Below are 21309 nucleotides of genomic sequence, written 5' to 3'. Positions count from 1 at the left end.
TGATACATGGCTAAGTTCTTTATCGATCGCCCCATCTTTGCATGGGTAATCGCCATCATTATTATGCTGGCGGGCGTGCTGTCGATTCTAAAACTACCGATCGAGCAATATCCCAATGTTGCGCCGCCGGCAGTGCAGATCCGCGCCGTTTACCCGGGAGCTGATGCGAAAACGCTGCAGGACTCAGTAACGCAGGTTATTGAGCAAAACATGAACGGTATCGATGGCCTGATGTATATGTCATCGAACAGCGATTCCTCCGGTACCTTACAGTTGACCCTGACCTTCCAGTCAGGCACTGACCCGGATATCGCCCAGGTTCAGGTGCAGAACAAACTGCAACTGGCAACGCCGTTACTGCCACAGGAAGTCCAGCAGCAGGGGATCCAGGTTCAGAAATCCTCCAGCAGCTTCCTGATGGTGGCCGGTTTCGTCAGTGACGATGGCAGCATGACGCAGAATGACATTGCGGACTACGTGGCCTCGAATATCAAAGATCCTATCAGCCGTACCCCCGGCGTGGGTGATACCCAGATATTCGGTGCTCAGTATGCGATGCGCATCTGGATGGACCCGCACAAGCTGAATAACTTTCAGCTGACGCCGGTCGATGTCATCAGCGCCATTACCGCGCAAAATGCCCAGGTCGCCGCAGGTCAGTTAGGAGGGGCTCCGCCAATCCCTGGCCAGCAGCTTAACGCCTCCATCATTGCGCAGACCCGTCTGACCTCTACCGACGAATTCGGCAAAATACTGCTGAAAGTCAACTCAGATGGTTCACGCGTATTGCTGAAGGATGTGGCAAAACTCGAGCTCGGTGGTGAGAACTACGAAATCATTGCGCGCTATAACGGCAAGCCAGCGTCCGGTATCGGTATCAAACTGGCGACCGGTGCGAACGCACTGGATACAGCAGCGGCGGTAAAAGCGGAACTGGCTAAACTGGAACCGTTCTTCCCGGCCGGACTGAAAATAGTTTACCCTTACGACACCACACCGTTCGTTAAAATTTCCATTATGGAAGTGGTGAAAACGCTGATCGAAGCAATCGTGCTCGTATTTATCGTAATGTACCTGTTCCTGCAGAACTTCCGCGCTACGTTGATCCCAACGATTGCGGTGCCGGTAGTATTGCTGGGGACCTTTGCGATAATCAGCGGCTTTGGTTACTCGATAAACACCCTGACGATGTTCGGGATGGTACTGGCGATAGGACTGTTGGTGGATGATGCCATCGTGGTGGTGGAGAACGTCGAGCGTGTCATGTCCGAAGAGGGACTGCCGCCGAAAGAAGCCACCAGAAAATCGATGGAGCAGATCCAGGGCGCACTGGTAGGGATTGCGCTGGTCCTCTCTGCGGTCTTCATCCCGATGGCCTTCTTCGGAGGATCAACCGGGGTTATTTATCGCCAGTTCTCAATTACGATTGTGTCGGCAATGGTGCTGTCGGTGATTGTGGCATTGATCCTGACGCCTGCCCTCTGCGCCACCATGCTCAAACCGGTCCCAAAAGGCGACCACGGAAAGACCACCGGATTCTTCGGCTGGTTTAACCGCATGTTCGACAAGAGTGCTCATCACTACACCGACAGCGTTGGCCATATCATTCGCAGCACCGGCCGCTATCTGGTGATATACCTGCTGATCGTGGTGGGGATGGCATATCTCTTCCTGAAGCTGCCAACCTCTTTCCTGCCGGAAGAGGATCAGGGGCTGCTGCTGGCTCAGGCCCAGTTGCCAGCAGGCGCAACGCAGGAACGTACCGAGAAAGTACTGGATCAGGTTTCGGATTACTTCCTGACCAAAGAGAAAGATAACGTTCGCTCGGTCTTTACCGTTAACGGCTTTGGTTTTGCCGGTCGTGGACAGAACACCGGTATCGCCTTCGTAAGCCTCAAACCATGGAAAGAGCGTGAAGGAGCGGCCAATAAGGTCGACGGCATTGCCGGACGAGCCATGCGGGCCTTCGGCGCGATCAAAGATGCGATGGTGATCCCGTTCAACCTGCCAGCGATTATCGAGCTCGGTAACGCCACCGGCTTTGACTTTGAGCTGATTGACCAGGCTAACCTGGGGCATGATGCGCTGACCAAAGCCCGTAATCAGCTGTTGGGGGCAGTAGCCAAGCACCCTGACACGCTGGTTGGTGTACGTCCGAACGGTCTGGAAGATACGCCACAGTACAAGCTGACGGTTGATCAGGAGAAAGCAGAAGCCCTTGGCGTCTCTATCTCTGACATTAATACCACGCTGGGTGCTTCATGGGGCAGTTCCTACGTCAACGACTTCATCGACCGCGGTCGTGTGAAGAAGGTATACGTAATGGGCCAGGCGGACTCCCGTATGCTGCCGGATGATATCAATAAATGGTACGTGCGTGGCTCAGGTGGTCAGATGGTGCCGTTCTCCGCCTTCACCTCGGCTAAGTGGCAGTATGGTTCACCGCGTCTGGAACGTTACAACGGTCTGCCGTCAATGGAAATCCTTGGTCAGCCAGCACCGGGCAAAAGCTCCGGTGAGGCGATGGGGCTAATGGAACAGTTGGCGGCTCAACTGCCAGCGGGAATTGGTTATGACTGGACAGGTATGTCCTACCAGGAACGCCTCTCCGGCAACCAGGCTCCCGCCCTGTACGCCATCTCTTTGATTGTGGTGTTCCTGTGTCTGGCGGCGCTCTATGAGAGCTGGTCAATACCGTTCGCGGTAATGCTGGTTGTCCCGCTCGGAGTTATTGGTGCGCTAATCTTTACTACGATGCGTGGACTGAGCAACGATGTCTATTTCGTCGTGGGCCTGCTGACCACGATTGGCCTGTCGGCGAAGAATGCGATATTGATCGTGGAATTCGCCAAAGATCTGATGGAGAAAGAAGGTAAAGGCCTCATAGAATCGACGCTGGAAGCGGTTCGTATGCGTTTACGTCCGATTCTGATGACCTCACTGGCCTTTATCCTCGGCGTACTGCCGCTGGCTATCAGTACCGGTGCAGGTTCCGGTGCGCAGAATGCAGTCGGTACCGGTGTAATGGGCGGGATGGTGACCGCGACTATTCTGGCAATCTTTTTTGTACCGGTGTTCTTTGTGGTGGTTCGCCGCCGCTTCAGCAAGAACAAGGCAGAACTGGAACACGGTCATCCGGAAGAGCATCATCAACACTAATCCCTGCTATTAAACAGACCGAAGAGGCCGCTTATGCGGCCTCTTTTTTTTGGCCGCAGAGATTAAAGACGTACTTTTACCCTCTGCGTACTCTGAAAAGTCGTTTATGCCTCAATGCCTGTTGCAATCTGAAAACAGCACGCGCATAATAATTGTTATATTATAACATACCAAAATTTCAGTGGGGATTTATGAAAAAGGATATTCATCCTGCTTACCGCACCGTGGCGTTCCACGATACCAGTGCCAACACCTATTTCACCGTTGGCTCCACCATCAAAACCGAAAGGACAGTGGAGCTCAACGGTCAGGTCCTGGCCTACGTGGCGCTGGACGTCTCTTCTGCTTCCCATCCGTACTACACCGGCAAGCAGAAAGAGTTTGCCAAAGAAGGCAGTGCACATCGCTTTAATCAGCGTTTTGGCCGTTTTTTCCCACCCGCTAAGTAAGGAGTCAGCATGCAGGTTCTGAGTTCACTGGCTTCGGCCAAAAAGCGTCATAAAGATTGCAAAGTCGTGCGTCGTAAGGGGCGTATCTACGTGATCTGCAAAACTACCCCCCGGTTTAAAGCCGTACAGGGAAAAAAGAAAAAACGCTGATCGGTAAAAACTGTGCCTGCGCCGGAAACGCAGGCCTGAACTTCAGAGTTAATGCCGCATAATGCGGCTTTTTTTCGCCGGTAAAAAAGGGCCTCCCTGCCCCGTACTGCTTACTTCATGCTGGAGAGCATGGCATTAACGTTATGCTTAAACGCTGCCACATAGCTATCCGCCGCGCCGCCTTTTTTGGCCAGCGCTTCCGGGTAAAGTTCACCACCTGGTTGAGCGCCCGTTGCGGAAGCAATCTGTTTTACCAGGCGAGGATCGGTCTGGTTCTCAATAAAGTAGCTACGGATATGTTCTTTTTTCAGCTGAGTGATCAGCCCGGCCACGTCTGAAGCGCTGGCTTCAGATTCCGTTGAAAAGCCGACCGGTGACATAAAGCTGACGCCATAGCGCTGGCCGAAGTAGCCGAAAGCATCATGGCTGGTCAGTACCTTACGCTTCGCTACCGGCACGGAGGCAAAGCTGGTTTCGGCCCATTTATCCAGTTTCTGCAACTGGCTGACGTAAGCCGAACCTCGCTGGCGAAAGTAATCTGCATCCTGCGGATCCGCAGCGATCAGAGCGTTCATCACGTTGTTCGCATAAACCACGCCGTTTTGTATGCTGTTCCAGGCATGCGGATCGGTGATGGTTTTGCCCTCTTCTTCCATGGAACGGGTGGCGATCCCCTGAGAGGCAACAATCACTTTGCCTTTATAATCAGACGCTGAAATCAGGCGATCCATCCACCCTTCCAGGCCCAGTCCGCTGACAAACACCATGTCCGCTTTTGACAGCGCCTGGCTGTCCTGTGGAGTAGGTTCAAAGCTGTGCGGGTCGCCATCCGGCCCGACCAGATTTTTCACTCTGACGTGATCGCCGCCCACTTCCTTGACGATATCGCCCAGCACAGAAAAACTGGCTACCGTTTCCACAGTTTTTGCCATCGCCAGCGGGGAGATAAAAATCGCCGCAACAGCCAGCGCTACAGATAACTTCTTCATGCTTTCTCCTTACCAACTGAAAAAGGGCGTGCGCGGAAAATTCCGCCACAGGGCCCGACTAAAATAGAGACAAAAAACAGAATGGCGGCGCTAAGCACCACCGCCGGTCCGGCAGGCAGTGACAGATAAAAAGAGGCAATCAGGCCGCTGAAGCTGGCGATCAGTGCGAGGATCATCGCCGAAGCGATCATCCCGGGCAGTTCCTGCCGCCAGAAGCGGGCCGCAGCGGCGGGCAACATCATCAGGCCCACACACATCAGCGTGCCAAGAACCTGGAACCCGGCGACCAGATTGGTCACCACCAGGATGAGGAAAATGCCATGCACCAGCGGAGCCACCCAGCGGCTCTGCGCACGTAAAAATGTCGGGTCAAATGCATCAATCACCAGCGGACGATAGATTGCCGCCAGCACCAGCAGGGAAACAGCCGCAATTCCGCTGACCAGCATAATTGAGGGGCTATCCACCGCCAGCAGCGAGCCGAACAGCACATGCAGCAGATCGACACTCGATCCGCGCAGGGAAACCAGCGTCACCCCTAAGGCCAGCGATCCCAGATAGAAACCGGCAAAGCTGGCATCTTCCCTTAAGGGGGTGTAGCGGCTTACGGCACCGGAGAGTAGCGCGACTGACAACCCGGCAATCACGCCACCGGTCCCCATTGCCACCAGTGATAACCCTGATATCAGGTAACCAATTGCCGCACCAGGCAACACCGCATGGGAAAGTGCATCACCCACCAGGCTCATTCTGCGCAGCAATAAAAAGACGCCCAGTGGTGTGGCACTCAGCGACAGTGCCACACAGGCCACCAGCGCCCGACGCATAAAACCAAACTCAATAAAAGGCTGCACCAGCGCAAGAGTCATCTTTTCTCCTTAACGCGGCTGAAGTTGAGTTGGGTGACGGCTGAACCCAGCCCTGACCATTCGGCATGACTGCCCTTCAGGCGAAGCGTCTGCGGGAAATGCTTCTCCACCGTCGCCATATCGTGCAGCACCACTATCAAGGTACAACCGGCCTGATGCCGCTCTTCCAGCAGCGCCAAAAGCAAATCGGTGGTGTGGCTGTCCACGCCGGTAAAGGGTTCATCAAGCAGTAATAAGGAAGCATCCTGTACCAACAGACGGGCAAACAGCACGCGCTGCAGCTGACCGCCAGAGAGCGTACCCGGCTGGGCAGTGGCAAAATCCTGCATGTTGACCTTTTCCAGCGCGTTGATCACCGTCTGACGCATGCTGCGATTAATGGCGCCAAACCAGCCACAGCGTTTCCAGCAGCCCATCGCCACCAGGTCAAAGACGCTGATCGGAAAAGTGCGTTCAATTTCAGATTGCTGAGGAAGCCATGCCATACTGGCGCGTGGTTTTGGCAGGCTGACCGAGCCGGATACCGGAGGAAGGAGACCCGCCAGCGTCTTCAGTAAAGTGGATTTTCCGGAACCATTTGCGCCAACCAGAGCGGTCATTGATCCCTGTAAAAACTCGCCATCAAGCGCAGGGGTTACCGCCCTGCCCTGATAGCCAACGGTGAGTTTATTGAGTGTGATCATCAGGAGACGGCCCAGTAAGTAAAGACCAGCAACAACACGACCACCGCACCGGCTAAGGTCAGGCGCATTAAAGCAGACTGCGTCAGCAGCGTTCCATTACGGGTTAAAGAAGAGAGTGAGGACATCGCGCATAACCCAAATAATGTTATAACATAACAATATTCTACGATCGCTGATGCCGTAAAGCTTTGGGCAAAGTGTATCTAAGTATGACTAACCTCTCGCCAACGATGAGAGGCGTTATATAAAATATTTTCAACTTCCTGTTTTTTTCTATCGCAGAAAGAGAATTTGTCTACTAAAATAATTAACAGTCAAATCATCGAGATAGTTAGTGTCGACTTTCAGGAGCTTGATTATTTCTCGGTAGAGACCAATTATCTCTATAAGCATTAATTAACTCTGTGGAGAAAAAATGCGCAAACGTATTCCATTCGCATTTAGAGGAAATGAAGGCAATCTGCAGACAATGGCACAAAATATTCAGCAGATTATTCCCAAAATAGAAGCAGAGCTGACCGGTTCGCTGTTATGGTATTCTCAAAATGCTCAATATGTTCCCGATAGCATAAAAATTATTTCTATAGAATATTCATCTGAATCGCGTTATAAGATGACATACAGCTTTCGCTGGGACGTTTTCAACGCCTGTCTGGATATTGATGCCTGGCAGACAACAACCGAGACGGTCAATTTTGAATGCCAGCCTGATGCGCTGATTTTTGATTTCATCGAGACTACCCAGCCCACCGTCGCTGACGAACTGTAATTTTGAATAAGAGCATTACAAATACAATTTAAGCAGGTTATATTTAATTATACACAGACACTGGTTTTATTATCGCTTCCAGGCATTCCACTCGCTGAAAGCCTGCGCTGACGGCACCAATACTCGCTATGGAGGGGAAAAAGATGGACGAATACTCACCGAAAAGGCATGATATTGCCCAGCTAAAATTCTTGTGTGAAAGTTTGTACGACGAAAGCCTCGCGACGTTAGGTGACAGTCACCATGGCTGGGTTAACGATCCTACTTCAGCAATCAATTTACAACTTAACGATTTGATTGAGCATATTGCAGCTTTTACGATGAATTACAAAATTAAACATATCGAAGATAGTGAACTGATTAGTCAGATTGACGAATATCTTGATGATACGTTTATGCTCTTTAGCAATTACGGCATTAATGTTCAGGACTTGCAACGCTGGCAAAAATCAGCGAAACGCTTGTTTAACATTTTCGCAGAGGAATGTGCTCACGTCACCGCACAGGCGAGCCATTCGTTTTAGCAACCCTTTATATTTTCAACGGTTTAACAATGACAGATAAACTTCTGACCAAAACTGATTATCTTATGCGTTTAAGAAAGTGTCGTTCGATTGATACTCTTGAACGAGTAATCGAGAAAAACAAATACGAATTGTCCGATAATGAACTTGCGGTTTTCTATTCTGCTGCTGACCATCGCCTTGCTGAACTGACTATGAATAAGCTCTACGATAAGGTACCGGTAGCAGTCTGGAAATTCGTGCGATAAAAGTGGTGTGGGATATTGAGCTGTTCGGACAAAGTCGAATTGGGTGGGGACCCTGCCAGCTACATCCCGGCACACGCGTCACCTGCTGCGGCTGCTTCCTTCCGGATCTGACCGAGTTCACAAGTTAGCATTGCGGGAGAACCAACCGGGCCCCCATTGAAAAGCTCCATGTGATGGAGCGAGGGCATTATCAATGAACCCCGGAGCAATTGCAAGCCCGCCCCCGATGACCGTTGTTTTCTTGTGCAACTCTGCTATATGATTGTTTTCAAAGCTTTCCTTTTGGCTGGCTGCCTCGCTGTATAACTTCATGAAATCGCTTCAGATGTTGCCCACTTTCGATTACTGTTATGGTCGAAAGAGGTAAATCCCATGACTGAACAAGATACTTTCCAGCAACGCATCTGGCAGATTGTCGCCGCCATCCCTTATGGCAGAGTGACCACTTATGGTGAAATCGCCCGTCTCGCCGGTTCGCCGCGCGCCGCGCGTCAGGTTGGTGGCGTACTGAAGCGCCTGCCCAGAGGCAGCAAGCTGCCGTGGTATAGGGTCATTAACCGGATGGGGGAAATTTCCTTAACGGGAGATAATCTCGATCGTCAGCGGCAGGCGCTGCTGGCTGAAGGCATTGAAGTGAGTGCCGAAGGTAGAGTCTCCCTCAGCCGCTACCGCTGGGAAATATAAACCGCCCCGCGAGGGGCGGAAAAATCACATAGAGGAAGGTGCAGGCACGGATGAGGATGGCGAAACTTGTGTTGGAGAAGTGGATGGCAGAGTGGTTGCCGCCCCACTCTGCGACGGAATAGCCACTGAAGGAACCGGAACTAATATCAGCTCTTCTTTATTTCCACCGTTATTGATCACCTGTTTTACCGTATCGGTAATAAAGGCCAGTTTGCCGTCAACAGTAATCGCCGCGCTCAGCAATATCCGGGCATTTGGCTGAATGTCCGCCGGATTATAGGGCAGGATAAATTTGAAGGGTGCCTGTTTACCGTCGGTTCTCACCACGCGCTGGGAGAGGACTTTGGACGGTGCATCCGCAAGCGAAGCATCCGACAGCGTCACGGTCAGAACTGCGTCAGGCGGCAGGGCCACTCTCTGACGAATATAAAGGGAACCACTGACGTTTGGCTGACGGATCGTCGACTGCTCTCCCGCCACCTGGGAAGCCAGCGTTGCCGTTGGCACATCTTTTCCTTTCTCCGCACAGCCGGAGAGCGCAACCACCAGAGCAGCACCAGTAAGCATTGGCCAGACTTTCATTGATTTATTCTCCTTATGATCAATGCAAATTATCTCGGTTCATTACAGACAGAGATTCCCTGTTCCGTAAGTCTTAATTCTGGCACAAATTACTGATATTTTCCTGCAAGCCCTGCGATTACGCTTTTCCGCTGCCTATTCGTGCCCCAACCCGTTGACGGAAACTGGTCGGATCTCGCAAACTGACAGGGAGACTACTATTGAGGACGCCGTGATGAGTCACGCACTACAAGACCTGTTAAATTTATTGAATCTGGAAAAGCTGGAAGAGGGGCTGTTCCGCGGCCAGAGTGAAGATCTGGGCCTGCGCCAGGTGTTTGGAGGTCAGGTGGTGGGTCAGGCACTCTATGCCGCCAAGCAAACGGTGCCAGCCGATCGCATCATTCACTCCTTCCACAGCTATTTCCTGCGTCCCGGCGACAGTCAGAAGGCGATTATTTATGATGTGGAGACGCTGCGTGACGGGCAAAGCTTCAGCGCCAGGCGCGTCAGTGCTATCCAGAATGGCCACCCGATTTTTTATATGACCGCGTCATTCCAGGCTCCGGAAACCGGATTTGAGCATCAGAAGCCAATGCCACAGGTCGTGGGTCCGGAAGATCTGCCAACCGAAAGCGAGATCGCTAAACAGCTCTCACATTTCATTCCGGAAAGAGCGCGGGGAAAATTCCTGTCGGAAAAGCCTTTTGAAATTCGCCCGGTGAAATTCAACAACCCGCTGAAAGGCCATGTTGATGAGCCGGTGCGTCACGTCTGGCTACGGGCTAACGGGACAATGCCGCAAGACAAACGCACCCACCAGTATCTGCTGGGTTATGCCTCGGACTTCAATTTCCTGCCGGTGGCGTTGCAGCCGCACGGCAAAGGTTTTCTCGAGCCGGGAATGCAGGTCGCGACAATTGACCATTCAATGTGGTTCCACCGGCCGTTCGATTTGAATCAGTGGCTGCTGTACAGCGTGGAGAGCACTTCAGCCTCTGGTGCCAGGGGATTTGTACGGGGCGAATTCTATACTCAGGACGGCACGCTGGTCGCCTCCACGGTACAGGAAGGGGTGATGCGCGTTCGTCAGTAATGCCGTTCTTCTTTCTGCACAACGTAAAACGGCCCCTTACGGGGCCGTTTGTCATTTTATTGTTTTAAAGTCGCACTGCTTTTCTTACGCTCAGCTTACTGGTTGTAAGCATTCTCACCGTGGCTGTTTACATCCAGACCTTCACGCTCCTGATCTTCCGGAACACGCAGACCTACAATCATGTCAGCCACTTTAAAGGCGATAAAGGCAACCACACCGGTCCAGACAATGGTCACACCGACGCTGAACAACTGGATCCAGACCTGGTGAGCCATGGTCACGCCTTCGGCATAACCCACGCCACCCAGAGAAGAGGAAGCGAACACACCAGTCAGGATACAGCCCACGATGCCACACACGCCGTGTACACCGAACACATCACAAGGGTCATCCACGCGCAGCCATTTCTTCAGGGTGGTCACACCCCACAGGCCAGCCAGCCCCCCCACAATACCGATAATCAACGCACCGCCAACACCCACATAACCACAAGCTGGGGTAATAGCCACCAGACCGGCAATCACGCCAGAGCAAACGCCCAGCAGTGAAGGTTTGCCGCGCAGAGCCCACTCACCGAAGGTCCAGCTCAGCATCGCACCGGCAGTTGCCATTACGGTGTTCAGGAAGGCCAGGCCCGCGATTTCATTGGCTGCACTGGCGGAGCCAGCGTTAAAGCCGAACCAGCCCACATACAGAATTGCGGTACCGGTGAAGACCATTGGCAGATTGTGTGGTTTAAAGGCTTCTTTACCAAAACCAGCACGTTTGCCCACCAGATAAGCCCCAACCAGGCCAGCCACAGCGGCGTTGATGTGCACCACAGTACCGCCCGCGAAGTCCAGCGCGCCGTCCTGAGCCAGCAGACCACCTGACCACACCATATGGGCAATAGGCAGATAGGAAAAGGTCAGCCAGATCGCCACAAAAATCAGTACCGCGGAGAAGCGAACACGTTCAGCGATTGAACCAACAATCAGCCCCACGGTGATACATGCGAAAGAAGCCTGGAAAGAGACGTGGATATACTGATAGAAAGTGCCAACCAGTGCGGTCAGCTGGATGTTTTTCAACATCGCCATGCTGAAGCCGCCGAAGAAGGCATTACCTTCACTGAAGGCCAGTGAATAGCCGTAAACCATCCACAGCACGCAAACCATAGCGAAGGTCACGGAGACCTGGGTCATCATCGATAGCACGTTTTTAGCGCGGATCAGGCCGCCGTAAAACAGGGCAATGCCGGGTAACGTCATAAACAACACCAGCGCGGTGCAAATCATCATAAAGGCGTTGTCGGCTTTATCTACCACCACCGGTGCTGCCGCCATCGCGAGCGACGGTAACAGGGTCAGGCTGGCAAGGCCAAATACAGCGAGTTTTTTGTTCATTTTATCCCATCCCATCACAATTCTTAGCCCCGAGATTACAGTGCGGCTTCGTCAGTTTCGCCAGTACGGATACGAATGACTCGCTGCAGTTCTGCAACAAAGATCTTACCGTCACCAATTTTACCGGTGTATGCAGCTTTGCTAATCACATCAATCACTTCATCAAGCTGATCGTCTGCAATCGCAATGTCTATTTTTACTTTTGGCAGGAAGTTCACGCTGTACTCAGCACCGCGATAAAGCTCTGCATGCCCTTTCTGGCGACCAAAACCTTTCACTTCGGTTACGGTCAGCCCCTGAATACCGATAGAGGACAGTGCTTCACGCACGTCTTCTAATTTAAACGGTTTGATTACCACGGTAACCAGCTTCATACGATCCCCTCCAGGTATTAAAAACAGTTGTTTCGCCCGACATGGACTGATTAAAGCAAAGGCTGTGCCATATATTTAAAAATGGCATTTTTCAGACGATTAGTCAGTCCGGCTCTGAGTCTGCCCCTCGCTGCTAAATTTCGCATATGCCTTTGGGGGATAAAGCAGCCACAAAAAACGCACCATAAAGGTGCGTAATGATTCAAGGCTGTGCAAAAGACCATTTTAAGGTCGGTTCGCGCCTGTTATTGGTGCAGCGAGACGGTCAGATTTTCAGTGCTTCACCAGCCTCCAGCTCTTCTCCGACCAGCTGTAACTGATACATTTGCCAGTAGCGCCCCTGTTTCTCCAGCAGCTCCCGGTGGCTCCCCTGCTCCACGGCACGGCCACGGTGCAACACCAGAATGGTGTCCGCCTCGGTAATGGTGGAAAGACGGTGGGCAATGACCACCAGCGTGGTCTGCTGGCGAACCGCCCGCAGAGCTTTCTGAATAGCCTGCTCAGTGCCGGAATCGATGTTGGCCGTGGCTTCATCAAGGATCAGGATTTCCGGTGCGGCCACCAGCACACGGGCCATGGCCAGCAACTGTTTCTGCCCGACCGACAGAGTGTTACCCTGCTCACCCAGCCGGGTATGAATGCCGTCAGCCAGGCCTCTTGCCAGCCCTGCCAGCTGCACCGTTTCCAGAGCCTGCCACACCGCCTCTTCACTGATATCCCGCCCGAGCGTAACATTGGCAAAGAAAGTGTCGGCCAGCACCACCGGATCCTGCTGTACCATTGCCACACTCTGCCTCAGTGCACTGTGGGTGAGCGAAGTAAGCGGCCTTCCATCAAGGCGAATTTCACCCTGAACGATGGGGTAATACCCCATCATCAGGTTGGCGAGGGTGCTTTTTCCGCTGCCGGTGTGCCCCACCAGCGCCACAAAGTTTCGGGACGGCACCTGCAGGTTGATATCGCTGAGAACGTTGCGGTCGTCGCGATAGGCAAAGGTCAGATTTTCGATATCGATGGTCCCCGACGTCAACGGCCGGGTATCACTGCCATAGCGCTGGCGCGGCGCATCCATCAGCTCAAAGATCCGCTCGCCTGCCACCACTGCCTGCTGCAACATCGACTGCTGAGTGGTCAGCTCGATCAGCGGCTCATTCAACCTGCCGAGATAGCTGATAAACGCATAGAGCACGCCCACTTCAAAGCTGCCTCCGGAAGAGAAGCCAAACAGCATAAGCAACCCGCAGAGGATCAGCGCGGAGAACAAACTGAGCAGCGGACGCAGCAGGAAGCCGTCCAGTCGCAGTGTCTCCATCCTTGCCAGATAGTGGGAACGGCTGGCCTCGCCCATTCGTTCTCCAAAGCGGGCCTGCTGGCGGAACTGCTGGATCACACTCATCCCATTAATCACTTCATTGAAGCCGTTATTGATATCGGCCAGATAACTACGCACCCGACGCACAATTGGTGTGCTGTAACGCTGGTAGATCAACATGACGGCGATCACTGCCGGGAAGATGGCGAGAGCGACCAACGCCATCCGCCAGTCCAGACTGAACATCGCCACCAGCATTGCACCAATAAGCGCGGCGCTGCGTAGCACGGTCGCCACCACCGTGACGTAGAGGTCGCGGACCACTTCAGTATCGTTGGTCACGCGGGAAATTATTTGCCCGACTGGCTGAGTATCAAAGGCGCTCAGAGGCTGTCGCAGTGCGGCATCCATCACGTCCGTACGCAGGCGCTGAACCACCCCGACAGCGGCCTGGTTGAACAGCAGCGACTGCCAGTAATGCAGCGAGGCCGCAAGGATTTGCAGCAGGATAAAGCTGACTGCCAGACCGGCCACCAGCCCCACCGGCATACGGTGTTTTGCCACCATATTGTCGATAAAATAGCTGACCAGCACCGGGCCAAGCACTTCCGCCGCCGCCGCGATCCACAGCAACAGTACCGCCAGCCCGAGGGATTTACGCCACGGCGATCCATAACTCAACAGCCTTTTTAACGTCGGCCAGAGTTGGGGCAGATTAGCCATGGGGAACCCCCTTCTCGATTTCATCTTCGTCCAGGGCGGCTTCAAGTTGCTGATAACGATACATATCCTGATACCAACCGCTTTGCACAGCCAGGTCTTCGTGCCGGCCGCGCTGGGCCACAGCGCCATTCTGCATCACCAGAATTTCACTGGCTTCAGTCAGTGCCGAGAGCCGGTGAGCGCTGATAATTACCGTTCTTCCTGCTCCCCACCTCCGGAGGTTATGCAGGATCAGATGCTCGGTGCGGCCATCCACTGCCGAAAGCGCATCATCGAGGATCAGGATTTCGGCATCCAGCAGCAGCGCCCTGGCAATGGAGATGCGCTGCTTCTGCCCGCCGGACAACATCACGCCACGCTCGCCGACTTCGGTCTCGTAACCCTGCGGCAGCCGCAGAATGTCATCATGAACGTTGGCCAGTCTTGCGGCCTGTTCAATGTCTACCCGGCTGGCCGCAGGACGCCCCAGCGCAATATTGTTGGCTACCGTATCAGAGAACAGGAAAGGGGTCTGGCTGACCACCGCCATCCGGCTGCGCCAGCTGTCCAGCCGGATCTGCGGCAGCGGAATGCCGTGGTAGCGAATATCGCCCTGAGCGATATCAAAGTGGCGCTGGATCAGACTCAGCAGGGTACTTTTTCCTGAGCCGGTCGGGCCGCACAACCCCAGCATCTGGCCAGGTTTAACGCTGGCATTCACGTGGCGCAATGAAGGTCTGGCACCGGGATAGCAGAACTCGCGGATGGCAATCTGCAGATGACCACGCTCTTCCGGCAGTGTTTTGCTGCCGTCTTCCACCGCCGGAGCCTCGGCCAGCAGCGAACGGATCCTGCTCCACGCCGCGCTGCCACGCTCCACGATATTAAACATCCACGCCAGCGCCAGCATTGGCCAGATCATCAGGCCCAGATACATCACAAAGCTGGTCAGTTGCCCCAGCGTCATCTCGCCGTGCCAGACCAGCCAGCTGCCGCCGCCAACCGCCAGCAGGTTAGACATGCCGATAGCGATATAGATTGTGGGATCAAAACGGGCATCAACGCGGGCCACGCGCAGGTTTTTCTTCCCGGTGTCGCGGGCGATTTCGGCAAACTGTCCGGACTGGTGATCTTCCAGGCCGAAAGCCTTGATCATCCGGATACTGGTCAGGCTTTCCTGAGTCTGATCGTTCAGCGAGGAGAACGCCGCCTGCGCCAGCTTGAAGCGCTGATGCAGCTGATCGCCATAGCGCTTGATCACCAGCGCCATGATCGGCATCGGCAACAGCGCCAGCAGGGTCAGCTGCCAGCTGATTTGCGTGCTCATCACGATCAGCACTGCCAGCCCCATCACCAGCGAATCGACCAGCGTCAGCACCCCTTCGCCAGCGGCGAACACTACGCGATCCACATCGTTGGTCGCGCGGGCGATAAGATCCCCGGTACGATGGCGCAGGTAGAATTCAGGGTGCTGACGGCTAAGCTGCCGGTAAAAGTCCTGGCGGAGTTCAACCGCCAGCTGATAAGAAGCACCGAACAACAGCACACGCCAGACGTAACGCAGCAGATAGACCACCACGGCAGTGATCAGCATTACGCCGATCCACATCATCAGCCGCGATCCGCTCATCTGTTGGTGAGTCACGCCATCCACAATAATGCCAACAATTTTCGGTGGCAGCAGCTGTAGCAACGCGATAATAATCAGCAGGAACACGGCCCCCAGATAGCGCCGCCATTCGCGAATAAAGTACCAGCTTAATTGGCTAAACAGTCGCACAGTAAACATCCCGGTTAAGATTGAGCGAGGTGATCATCAGGCGGCCATCAGTTCAGCGGCAACGCCGTGGTGTATTTTATCTCTTCCATCGCAAAGCTCGAAGTGACGTCCAGCAAACCTGGAACCCCGTTCACTAAACGCTTATAAAAGGCATCGTAAGTCTTCATATCGGCTACCTGAATACGCAGGAGGTAGTCGTATTCCCCGGCCATGCGGTAGCAACCCATCACTTCCGGCATCCCCTGCACCACTTCAACGAACTGCTGATACCAGCTGCTGCTGTGCTGCTGAGTTTTGATCAACATAAAGGCAGTGAGTGACAGTGAGAGTTTCTCCGGATCTAACAGCGCCACCCGGCCGCGAATATAGCCCTCATCTTCCAGCCTTTTCAAGCGTTTCCAGCACGGCGTAGTGGTCAGATGGACCGCATCAGCCAGCGCCTGCAGCGACAGCGTACAGTCCTGCTGCAGGAGCGCCAGTAGTTTCAGGTCGGTTTTATCTGTCATTTGCCACTCCAGGAGAATAAATTTCTCTTAAAGGCCGATTATAAAGCAAAGAGAGTAAACCTTTTTTCCCGTTAATGCCGTACTCTTTAGCAAAATTTCACCAGGGCAGAACAGATGAACGACTCATGGGTTTCCCGTGCAATACAAGAGATTAACGCCGATGTGCAGCGCTCGGCCGATACCCACCTGATGCGGGTGCCGCTGCCTGCTTATCCTGGCATCTGGCTCTACCTGAAAGATGAAAGCACCCATCCGAGCGGCAGCCTCAAGCACCGGCTGGCGCGATCGCTGTTTCTCTATGGCTTGTGCAACGGCTGGATTAAAGAAGGCACGCCGATTATCGAAGCCTCTTCGGGCAGTACCGCCGTTTCCGAAGCCTATTTTGCCCGTTTGCTCGGCCTGCCGTTTATTGCAGTGATGCCTGCGACCACCGCAAAGCGCAAAGTCGAACAGATCGCTTTCTACGGCGGCCGCTGCCACTTTGTCTCCGATCCCTGCCAGATGTATGCAGAATCAGAGCGGCTGGCTCGCGAGCTGAACGGCCATTTTATGGATCAGTTCACCTATGCGGAGCGCGCAACCGACTGGCGCGGCAATAACAATATCGCCGACAGTATTTTTCAGCAGATGAAGAGCGAGCCGTTCCCCATTCCGGACACCATTGTAATGAGCGCCGGTACGGGCGGCACCTCGGCTACTCTGGGCCGCTACCTGCGCTATCAGGGCCATCCGACTAAGCTGATGGTGGTGGATCCGGAAAATTCAGTCTTCTTCGAATACTGGCACCTGCGTGACATGTCACTGAGCAATGCCTGCGGCAGCAAAATTGAAGGGATCGGTCGTCCGCGCGTCGAGCCCTCTTTTATTACTGAAGTGGTCGATCAGATGCTCAAAGTGCCCGACGCCGCCAGTATCGCCACCATGCTGTGGCTGGAGAAACAGCTGGGGCGTAAAGCAGGGCCGTCCACCGGTACCAATGTCTGGGGTGCCCTGACGGTAGCGAAATGGATGAAGGAAGAGAATCGCAATGGTTCGATTGTTACGTTGATGTGCGACAGCGGCGAGCGTTATCTGGAGACTTACTACAATCCGGAATGGGTGACGCAGAACATCGGTGATATCAGCGCATGGCAGCAACAGCTTCTGGATTAAGTTTGCATACATGGCTGGTCTGGTGGCCGGGTGGCTGATAAAAAGCCGGACATCCTCTCCGGCACACTGGAAGCGGGCCTCAGTATTCGGGGGAATAGGCGAGGTTTGGGTTGGTAAGCCAGTGGTTAAGATAATGAGACACGCCCTGTGTCTCGCAATGTCCGATAACGGGTAAATGGGGCAGCAGCGCTTTCAGCTGGCTCATCGCATTGCCCATGATAAAACCGCGTCCGACGCTTTCCAGCATTTCACGGTCGTTCATGGCGTCGCCAAAGGCCATGCACTCAGCCAGGCTCAGGTCCAGCGAGGCGGTCAGCGCAGCCAGCGCGCTGCCTTTATTACAGCCCACCGGCATCACTTCCAGACAGTGCCGCGCAGAGAAACAGAAATGGGCACGATCGCCCAGTGCATCACGCAACTGACCCTGTAGCTGGCAAAGCTCTTCATGATCGGCAATAAAACAAATTTTCGTCACCTGGTGTGCCGGAAGGCGTTTCAGGTCGGTGAGCTGATAGCGGAAACCACTCATCTGATGGGCATGGAGAACTTCCGGGACATCGTCCTGTGTCAGCCAGCCGTCGTCGTTGAACACGTGCAGACTGGCAGTGGTATCCCAGCGGGTGTGGATCACCTGTTCGGCCACCTCCGGTGACAGGTCAGTGCCTGCCAGCAAATTGCCCTGCTGGTCATGAACGCGGGTGCCGTTACCGCTGATCAGATAAGCACTGAGCTGCAAACCGGCAATCAGCGGCTGCATCTCCTGCCAGTGACGACCGGTGGCAAAAGCCAGGACCACGCCGCGTTCCGCCAGCGCATGGAGCGCCCTGATGGTGGTCGTTCCTAACTGATGGTCAGGCATCAATAAAGTGCCATCCATATCAAACGCTGCCAGACGAGCCATTGCCACTCCTGAAGATGATTCACCGATGGCTGAGTATCCCCTGGTATTTACGGAACTAATAGTGAATACTTTTGAAAAACTGTTCCGGGTTTACTATGCGTCAGCTCAATCGCCTTAACCAGTATCAGCGCCTGTGGCAAATCAGTCAGGGCAAAATGCAGCTGACCAGCGTGGCAGAGATTGCCCTGCACTGCTTCTGCAGCGAGCGGCATGCCCGTACCCTGCTCAGCCAATGGCAGCAGCAGGGCTGGCTGAGCTGGCATTCGCAGCCCGGCCGGGGCAAACGCGGCGAGTTGAGTTTTATCGAATCTCCCGAGCACCTGCGCAGTGGCCTGCTGCAACAACAGCTCGATCAGGGGTTGCCTCATCAGGCCCTGCAGCTGGTGCAGATCGAACCGGATCAGCTCAGCCAGCTGCTGAAACCCTTTATGGGCGGCCAGTGGCTGGATGACCGCCCTACGTTACGTATCCCTTACTACCGGCAGCTCGATCCACTCGATCCCTCAGAACTGCCCGGACGGGCGGAGCAGCATCTGGCGAAACAGCTGTTTTCCGGCCTGACGCGCTTCGAAGATGATCAGGTAGTGGCCGATCTGGCCCACCACTGGCAGTGCAGTGAAGACGGGCTGAGCTGGTTTTTCTTCCTGCGCCCGCAACTTTACTGGCACAACGGTGAGCGAGTCTCTTCACAACAGCTACTGCAACGCCTGCAACAGATACTGGCTAACCCGGAAGGACAACGGCTGCTGAGCAGCGTTAAGTCGCTTTCCCTGCCGCAGGCAATGTGCCTGCGCATCGATCTGCATCAACCGGACAACTGGCTGGCTTACCGCCTGGCTACCGTACCCTGCCTGCTGACCCATCCGGAAGATAAACAACTGGGCACCGGTCCGTGGCGTCTGGCCAGCTGGTCTGCCGGGCTGGTCAGAATTGAGAACCATGAACGCTATCATGGTGCCCTGCCGCTGATGCAGGCGGTGGAATACTGGATCACCCCGCAGTTGTTCGATAAAGCGCTTGGCTCCAGCTGCCGCCATCCGGTACAGATTGCTATCGGTGAGAATCATGAACTGTCGCTGCTGCGTCCGGTCAGCCGCCGCATCAGCCTGGGCTTTTGCTATCTGGCCCTGCGCCCCAACACCAACCTCTCGGCCTGGCAGGCACTGTCACTGATGACGTTAATCCGCCGTAAGCAGCTGGTCGATCAGCTACCGCTGGAAGAAGGTCTGATCATGCCCAGCCAGGAGATGCTGCCCGGCTGGTCCCTGCCTGAAACGCAGCCATACCATGACGAGCCTTTGCCGGAGAAGCTCAGCCTGCACTACCACCTGCCGGTTGAGCTGCATGTGATGGCGGAAAAACTTAAAGAGGTGCTGGCCGGGGAAGGCTGCGAACTGACGCTGCATTTCCACAACGGAAAAGACTGGCGGGGCTACAACGGACTGGAGAGCGCCGATATTATTATGGGCGACCGGCTGATTGGTGAAGCGCCGGAGTTTACCCTGGAAAGCTGGCTGCGGCTCGATCCGTTATGGCCGGCGGTTTTGGGAAAAAAGGATTTTGCCAGACTGCTGAACAGGCTCAGCAAAATTCAGCAGGAGCCTGATGAAGCGCTGCGCCTGCAGGGGCTGCGTGAGACGTTTCAACAGCTGATGGCACGGGCGGCAGTGACGCCACTGTTCAACTATCGTTATCAGGTCAGCGCCCCGCCGGGCGTGGAAGGCATCGCGCTGAATGCCTGGGGATGGTTTGATTTTTCCCGCGCGTGGATCCCGCCGCCGGTGGCAATCCCGTGAACAGGTCTGGGCTTCCGCTCCATCAGGCAGTACCATACGGCGCAACAAATAAATAAGGTGAACAGTATGAAACGTGCAGTAGTGGTTTTCAGCGGTGGTCAGGACTCAACAACCTGTCTGATTCAGGCATTAAAGCAGTATGACGAGGTGCACTGCATCACCTTCGACTACGGCCAGCGTCACCGCGCGGAAATCGATATTGCGCAGCAACTCTCCCGCGATCTGGGTGCCCGTGCGCACAAGGTGCTGGACGTAACCCTGCTCAATGAGCTGGCGGTCAGCAGCCTGACGCGCGACAGCATTCCCGTCCCTGCTTACGATCCGGATGCCAGCGGTCTGCCAAGTACCTTTGTCCCGGGCCGCAATATCCTCTTTCTGACCCTGGCTTCAATCTATGCATACCAGGTTGAAGCCGAAGCGGTGATCACCGGCGTGTGTGAAACTGACTTTTCCGGCTATCCCGACTGCCGCGATGAGTTTGTGAAGGCCCTGAATCACGCGGTAGAGCTGGGAATGGCGCGCCCCGTACGCTTTGAAACGCCGCTGATGTGGCTGAACAAAGCGGAAACCTGGGCGCTGGCCGACTACTGGCAGCAACTGCCGCTGGTGCGAAACGAAACTCTGACCTGTTACAACGGCTTGAAGGGCGACGGCTGTGGCGAATGTGCTGCCTGCCATTTACGCGCCAGCGGGCTAAAGGAGTATCAGATCAGCAGCGCTACCGTGATGCAGGAAATGCAGCGCAAGACGGGTTTACGCTGACAGCATCTGCTCCATCCTGCGCTTCAGCTCTCCCTCCATCGGCTGCGCTTTTTGCGTGCGCAGATCGATACAGACAAAGGTCAGCCGTGAATCCGCCACGGCTTCGCCGCCCGGTGACAGGATGACGGTCTGACCAATCACCCCGCTTTTGCCCCCCAGCTCCAGTAGCTGACTGTTGATTTCCAGTACGTCGCCAAGCACCGCCGGGCGGCGATAATTAATATTGATATTCACCACCACAAAAGCCAGCCGGTTTTCCGTCATCCAGTCAAAGGCCTCCAGCTTTTCCAGCCAGGCCCAGCGCGCCTCCTCCAGAAATTCCAGGTAGCGAGCATTGTTAACGTGCTGATAGACATCCAGGTGATAGCCGCGAACTTTAATCGTGGTCTGCATAGCGCTTCTGCCCCTTTTAAAAAATAGAGGTCACACCAACTGGTATGACCTCTGACAGATTAGCA

At 54.4% G+C, this 21309-nt stretch carries 23 protein-coding genes and 1 other RNA gene; 11 read left to right on the top strand and 13 right to left on the bottom strand.

What is annotated here, in order from left to right; all coding sequences use genetic code 11:
* The first annotated feature begins 6 nt into the window (after window positions 1-6).
* From AC3Y5R_RS07560 to ykgO, 3 genes are all read left to right on the top strand, one after another.
* Window positions 7-3159, top strand: coding sequence for an efflux RND transporter permease subunit (locus AC3Y5R_RS07560; RefSeq protein ID WP_489920818.1), 3153 nt, complete (start codon window positions 7-9; stop codon window positions 3157-3159).
* A 191-nt stretch (window positions 3160-3350) separates the two neighbouring features.
* Window positions 3351-3608 (top strand): type B 50S ribosomal protein L31, encoded by a 258-nt coding sequence (locus AC3Y5R_RS07555; RefSeq protein WP_489920817.1) that lies wholly within the window; start codon window positions 3351-3353, stop codon window positions 3606-3608.
* Window positions 3609-3617: 9 nt separating this feature from the next.
* Window positions 3618-3758 (top strand): type B 50S ribosomal protein L36, encoded by a 141-nt coding sequence (gene ykgO, locus AC3Y5R_RS07550; protein WP_489920816.1) that lies wholly within the window; start codon window positions 3618-3620, stop codon window positions 3756-3758.
* A gap of 110 nt (window positions 3759-3868) precedes the next feature.
* Here ykgO and AC3Y5R_RS07545 read toward each other — a convergent pair whose 3' ends face one another.
* The 4 genes from AC3Y5R_RS07545 to AC3Y5R_RS07530 are packed head-to-tail and all read right to left on the bottom strand — an operon-like array spanning window position 3869 to window position 6424.
* Window positions 3869-4747, bottom strand: a complete 879-nt coding sequence (locus AC3Y5R_RS07545) for a metal ABC transporter substrate-binding protein (protein WP_489920815.1) — start codon at window positions 4745-4747, stop codon at window positions 3869-3871.
* Entirely contained in the window at window positions 4744-5616 is an 873-nt protein-coding gene (locus AC3Y5R_RS07540) for a metal ABC transporter permease (RefSeq protein ID WP_489920814.1), read from the bottom strand. Before AC3Y5R_RS07540 ends, AC3Y5R_RS07545 begins: the two co-directional genes overlap by 4 nt.
* Window positions 5613-6299 carry a metal ABC transporter ATP-binding protein gene (locus AC3Y5R_RS07535; RefSeq protein ID WP_489920813.1) on the bottom strand — a complete coding sequence of 229 codons (687 nt, stop codon included), beginning with the start codon at window positions 6297-6299 and terminating at the stop codon, window positions 5613-5615. The genes AC3Y5R_RS07540 and AC3Y5R_RS07535 overlap by 4 nt, the downstream gene beginning before the upstream one ends.
* Window positions 6299-6424, bottom strand: a complete 126-nt coding sequence (locus tag AC3Y5R_RS07530; RefSeq protein ID WP_489920812.1) for a hypothetical protein — start codon at window positions 6422-6424, stop codon at window positions 6299-6301. Before AC3Y5R_RS07530 ends, AC3Y5R_RS07535 begins: the two co-directional genes overlap by 1 nt.
* 290 nt (window positions 6425-6714) lie before the next feature.
* Here AC3Y5R_RS07530 and AC3Y5R_RS07525 point away from each other — a divergent pair, with 290 nt between their 5' ends.
* The 3 genes from AC3Y5R_RS07525 (at window position 6715) to hha (ending at window position 7840) form a co-directional block, all read left to right on the top strand.
* Complete coding sequence (locus tag AC3Y5R_RS07525) at window positions 6715-7068, top strand: hypothetical protein (RefSeq protein ID WP_489920811.1); 354 nt, start codon at window positions 6715-6717, stop codon at window positions 7066-7068.
* 143 nt (window positions 7069-7211) lie between these two features.
* A complete protein-coding gene (tomB, locus tag AC3Y5R_RS07520) occupies window positions 7212-7592 on the top strand; it encodes an Hha toxicity modulator TomB (protein WP_489920810.1) in 381 nt (126 codons plus the stop codon).
* 29 nt (window positions 7593-7621) lie between these two features.
* Window positions 7622-7840: a hemolysin expression-modulating protein Hha gene (gene hha / locus AC3Y5R_RS07515; RefSeq protein WP_158783865.1), complete on the top strand. Its 219-nt coding sequence runs from the start codon at window positions 7622-7624 to the stop codon at window positions 7838-7840.
* Between the two features lie 50 nt (window positions 7841-7890).
* Here the strand turns inward: hha and ffs are convergent.
* An RNA gene (gene ffs, locus AC3Y5R_RS07510) (signal recognition particle sRNA small type) lies at window positions 7891-7987 on the bottom strand.
* Window positions 7988-8212: 225 nt separating this feature from the next.
* Between ffs and AC3Y5R_RS07505 the strand changes: the two genes are divergently transcribed.
* On the top strand, window positions 8213-8524 hold the full coding sequence (locus AC3Y5R_RS07505; RefSeq protein ID WP_489920809.1) for an MGMT family protein: 312 nt from the start codon (window positions 8213-8215) through the stop codon (window positions 8522-8524).
* 24 nt (window positions 8525-8548) lie between these two features.
* Here the strand turns inward: AC3Y5R_RS07505 and AC3Y5R_RS07500 are convergent, their stop codons facing one another.
* Window positions 8549-9106, bottom strand: coding sequence for a YbaY family lipoprotein (locus tag AC3Y5R_RS07500; RefSeq protein WP_489920808.1), 558 nt, complete (start codon window positions 9104-9106; stop codon window positions 8549-8551).
* Window positions 9107-9320: 214 nt separating this feature from the next.
* Here AC3Y5R_RS07500 and tesB point away from each other — a divergent pair, with 214 nt between their 5' ends.
* The gene (gene tesB / locus AC3Y5R_RS07495) at window positions 9321-10181 is read left to right on the top strand and encodes an acyl-CoA thioesterase II (protein WP_489920807.1); all 861 of its coding nucleotides are present in this window, start codon (window positions 9321-9323) and stop codon (window positions 10179-10181) included.
* Window positions 10182-10276: 95 nt separating this feature from the next.
* On the opposite strand, the gene amtB is transcribed toward tesB, so the two are convergent.
* The 5 genes from amtB to AC3Y5R_RS07470 all read right to left on the bottom strand — a co-directional run bounded on the left by amtB (window position 10277) and on the right by AC3Y5R_RS07470 (window position 16240).
* Window positions 10277-11566: an ammonium transporter AmtB gene (amtB, locus tag AC3Y5R_RS07490; RefSeq protein WP_158783869.1), complete on the bottom strand. Its 1290-nt coding sequence runs from the start codon at window positions 11564-11566 to the stop codon at window positions 10277-10279.
* Between the two features lie 35 nt (window positions 11567-11601).
* A complete protein-coding gene (gene glnK / locus AC3Y5R_RS07485) occupies window positions 11602-11940 on the bottom strand; it encodes a P-II family nitrogen regulator (RefSeq protein ID WP_009114005.1) in 339 nt (112 codons plus the stop codon).
* Between the two features lie 265 nt (window positions 11941-12205).
* Window positions 12206-13975 (bottom strand): SmdB family multidrug efflux ABC transporter permease/ATP-binding protein, encoded by a 1770-nt coding sequence (locus tag AC3Y5R_RS07480; protein ID WP_489920806.1) that lies wholly within the window; start codon window positions 13973-13975, stop codon window positions 12206-12208.
* Window positions 13968-15734, bottom strand: a complete 1767-nt coding sequence (locus AC3Y5R_RS07475) for a SmdA family multidrug ABC transporter permease/ATP-binding protein (protein ID WP_489920805.1) — start codon at window positions 15732-15734, stop codon at window positions 13968-13970. Before AC3Y5R_RS07475 ends, AC3Y5R_RS07480 begins: the two co-directional genes overlap by 8 nt.
* 47 nt (window positions 15735-15781) lie before the next feature.
* Window positions 15782-16240 (bottom strand): Lrp/AsnC family transcriptional regulator, encoded by a 459-nt coding sequence (locus tag AC3Y5R_RS07470; RefSeq protein WP_158783289.1) that lies wholly within the window; start codon window positions 16238-16240, stop codon window positions 15782-15784.
* Window positions 16241-16354: 114 nt separating this feature from the next.
* Here AC3Y5R_RS07470 and AC3Y5R_RS07465 point away from each other — a divergent pair, with 114 nt between their 5' ends.
* The gene (locus tag AC3Y5R_RS07465; protein ID WP_489920804.1) at window positions 16355-17392 is read left to right on the top strand and encodes a PLP-dependent cysteine synthase family protein; all 1038 of its coding nucleotides are present in this window, start codon (window positions 16355-16357) and stop codon (window positions 17390-17392) included.
* 79 nt (window positions 17393-17471) lie between these two features.
* Here AC3Y5R_RS07465 and cof read toward each other — a convergent pair whose 3' ends face one another.
* Window positions 17472-18293, bottom strand: a complete 822-nt coding sequence (gene cof / locus AC3Y5R_RS07460; protein ID WP_489920803.1) for an HMP-PP phosphatase — start codon at window positions 18291-18293, stop codon at window positions 17472-17474.
* 95 nt (window positions 18294-18388) lie between these two features.
* Here cof and AC3Y5R_RS07455 point away from each other — a divergent pair, with 95 nt between their 5' ends.
* Both AC3Y5R_RS07455 and queC read left to right on the top strand, forming a co-directional pair.
* Complete coding sequence (locus tag AC3Y5R_RS07455; RefSeq protein WP_489920802.1) at window positions 18389-20089, top strand: SgrR family transcriptional regulator; 1701 nt, start codon at window positions 18389-18391, stop codon at window positions 20087-20089.
* Between the two features lie 66 nt (window positions 20090-20155).
* Window positions 20156-20851, top strand: a complete 696-nt coding sequence (queC, locus tag AC3Y5R_RS07450; RefSeq protein WP_489920801.1) for a 7-cyano-7-deazaguanine synthase QueC — start codon at window positions 20156-20158, stop codon at window positions 20849-20851.
* On the opposite strand, the gene AC3Y5R_RS07445 is transcribed toward queC, so the two are convergent.
* Window positions 20843-21244, bottom strand: coding sequence for an acyl-CoA thioesterase (locus AC3Y5R_RS07445; protein WP_489920800.1), 402 nt, complete (start codon window positions 21242-21244; stop codon window positions 20843-20845). The genes queC and AC3Y5R_RS07445 overlap by 9 nt on opposite strands.
* Window positions 21245-21309 lie beyond the last annotated feature (65 nt).

This window comes from Erwinia sp. 009765445, from assembly GCF_058137865.1.
This window is presented reverse-complemented; position numbering and strand designations above follow the sequence as displayed.

Bases quoted from the DNA above. Each gene is read 5' to 3' on its own strand.
- AC3Y5R_RS07445 (WP_489920800.1), bottom strand. From the start codon at position 21,244: ATGCAGACCACGATTAAAGTTCGCGGCTATCACCTGGATGTCTATCAG.
- tomB (WP_489920810.1), top strand. From the start codon at position 7,212: ATGGACGAATACTCACCGAAAAGGCATGATATTGCCCAGCTAAAATTC.
- hha (WP_158783865.1), top strand. From the start codon at position 7,622: ATGACAGATAAACTTCTGACCAAAACTGATTATCTTATGCGTTTAAGA.
- cof (WP_489920803.1), bottom strand. From the start codon at position 18,293: ATGGCTCGTCTGGCAGCGTTTGATATGGATGGCACTTTATTGATGCCT.
- AC3Y5R_RS07560 (WP_489920818.1), top strand. From the start codon at position 7: ATGGCTAAGTTCTTTATCGATCGCCCCATCTTTGCATGGGTAATCGCC.
- AC3Y5R_RS07555 (WP_489920817.1), top strand. From the start codon at position 3,351: ATGAAAAAGGATATTCATCCTGCTTACCGCACCGTGGCGTTCCACGAT.
- AC3Y5R_RS07525 (WP_489920811.1), top strand. From the start codon at position 6,715: ATGCGCAAACGTATTCCATTCGCATTTAGAGGAAATGAAGGCAATCTG.
- tesB (WP_489920807.1), top strand. From the start codon at position 9,321: ATGAGTCACGCACTACAAGACCTGTTAAATTTATTGAATCTGGAAAAG.
- glnK (WP_009114005.1), bottom strand. From the start codon at position 11,940: ATGAAGCTGGTTACCGTGGTAATCAAACCGTTTAAATTAGAAGACGTG.
- AC3Y5R_RS07480 (WP_489920806.1), bottom strand. From the start codon at position 13,975: ATGGCTAATCTGCCCCAACTCTGGCCGACGTTAAAAAGGCTGTTGAGT.
- AC3Y5R_RS07505 (WP_489920809.1), top strand. From the start codon at position 8,213: ATGACTGAACAAGATACTTTCCAGCAACGCATCTGGCAGATTGTCGCC.
- AC3Y5R_RS07535 (WP_489920813.1), bottom strand. From the start codon at position 6,299: ATGATCACACTCAATAAACTCACCGTTGGCTATCAGGGCAGGGCGGTA.
- AC3Y5R_RS07545 (WP_489920815.1), bottom strand. From the start codon at position 4,747: ATGAAGAAGTTATCTGTAGCGCTGGCTGTTGCGGCGATTTTTATCTCC.
- AC3Y5R_RS07455 (WP_489920802.1), top strand. From the start codon at position 18,389: ATGCGTCAGCTCAATCGCCTTAACCAGTATCAGCGCCTGTGGCAAATC.
- amtB (WP_158783869.1), bottom strand. From the start codon at position 11,566: ATGAACAAAAAACTCGCTGTATTTGGCCTTGCCAGCCTGACCCTGTTA.
- queC (WP_489920801.1), top strand. From the start codon at position 20,156: ATGAAACGTGCAGTAGTGGTTTTCAGCGGTGGTCAGGACTCAACAACC.
- AC3Y5R_RS07470 (WP_158783289.1), bottom strand. From the start codon at position 16,240: ATGACAGATAAAACCGACCTGAAACTACTGGCGCTCCTGCAGCAGGAC.
- AC3Y5R_RS07500 (WP_489920808.1), bottom strand. From the start codon at position 9,106: ATGAAAGTCTGGCCAATGCTTACTGGTGCTGCTCTGGTGGTTGCGCTC.
- AC3Y5R_RS07540 (WP_489920814.1), bottom strand. From the start codon at position 5,616: ATGACTCTTGCGCTGGTGCAGCCTTTTATTGAGTTTGGTTTTATGCGT.
- ykgO (WP_489920816.1), top strand. From the start codon at position 3,618: ATGCAGGTTCTGAGTTCACTGGCTTCGGCCAAAAAGCGTCATAAAGAT.
- AC3Y5R_RS07530 (WP_489920812.1), bottom strand. From the start codon at position 6,424: ATGTCCTCACTCTCTTCTTTAACCCGTAATGGAACGCTGCTGACGCAG.
- AC3Y5R_RS07465 (WP_489920804.1), top strand. From the start codon at position 16,355: ATGAACGACTCATGGGTTTCCCGTGCAATACAAGAGATTAACGCCGAT.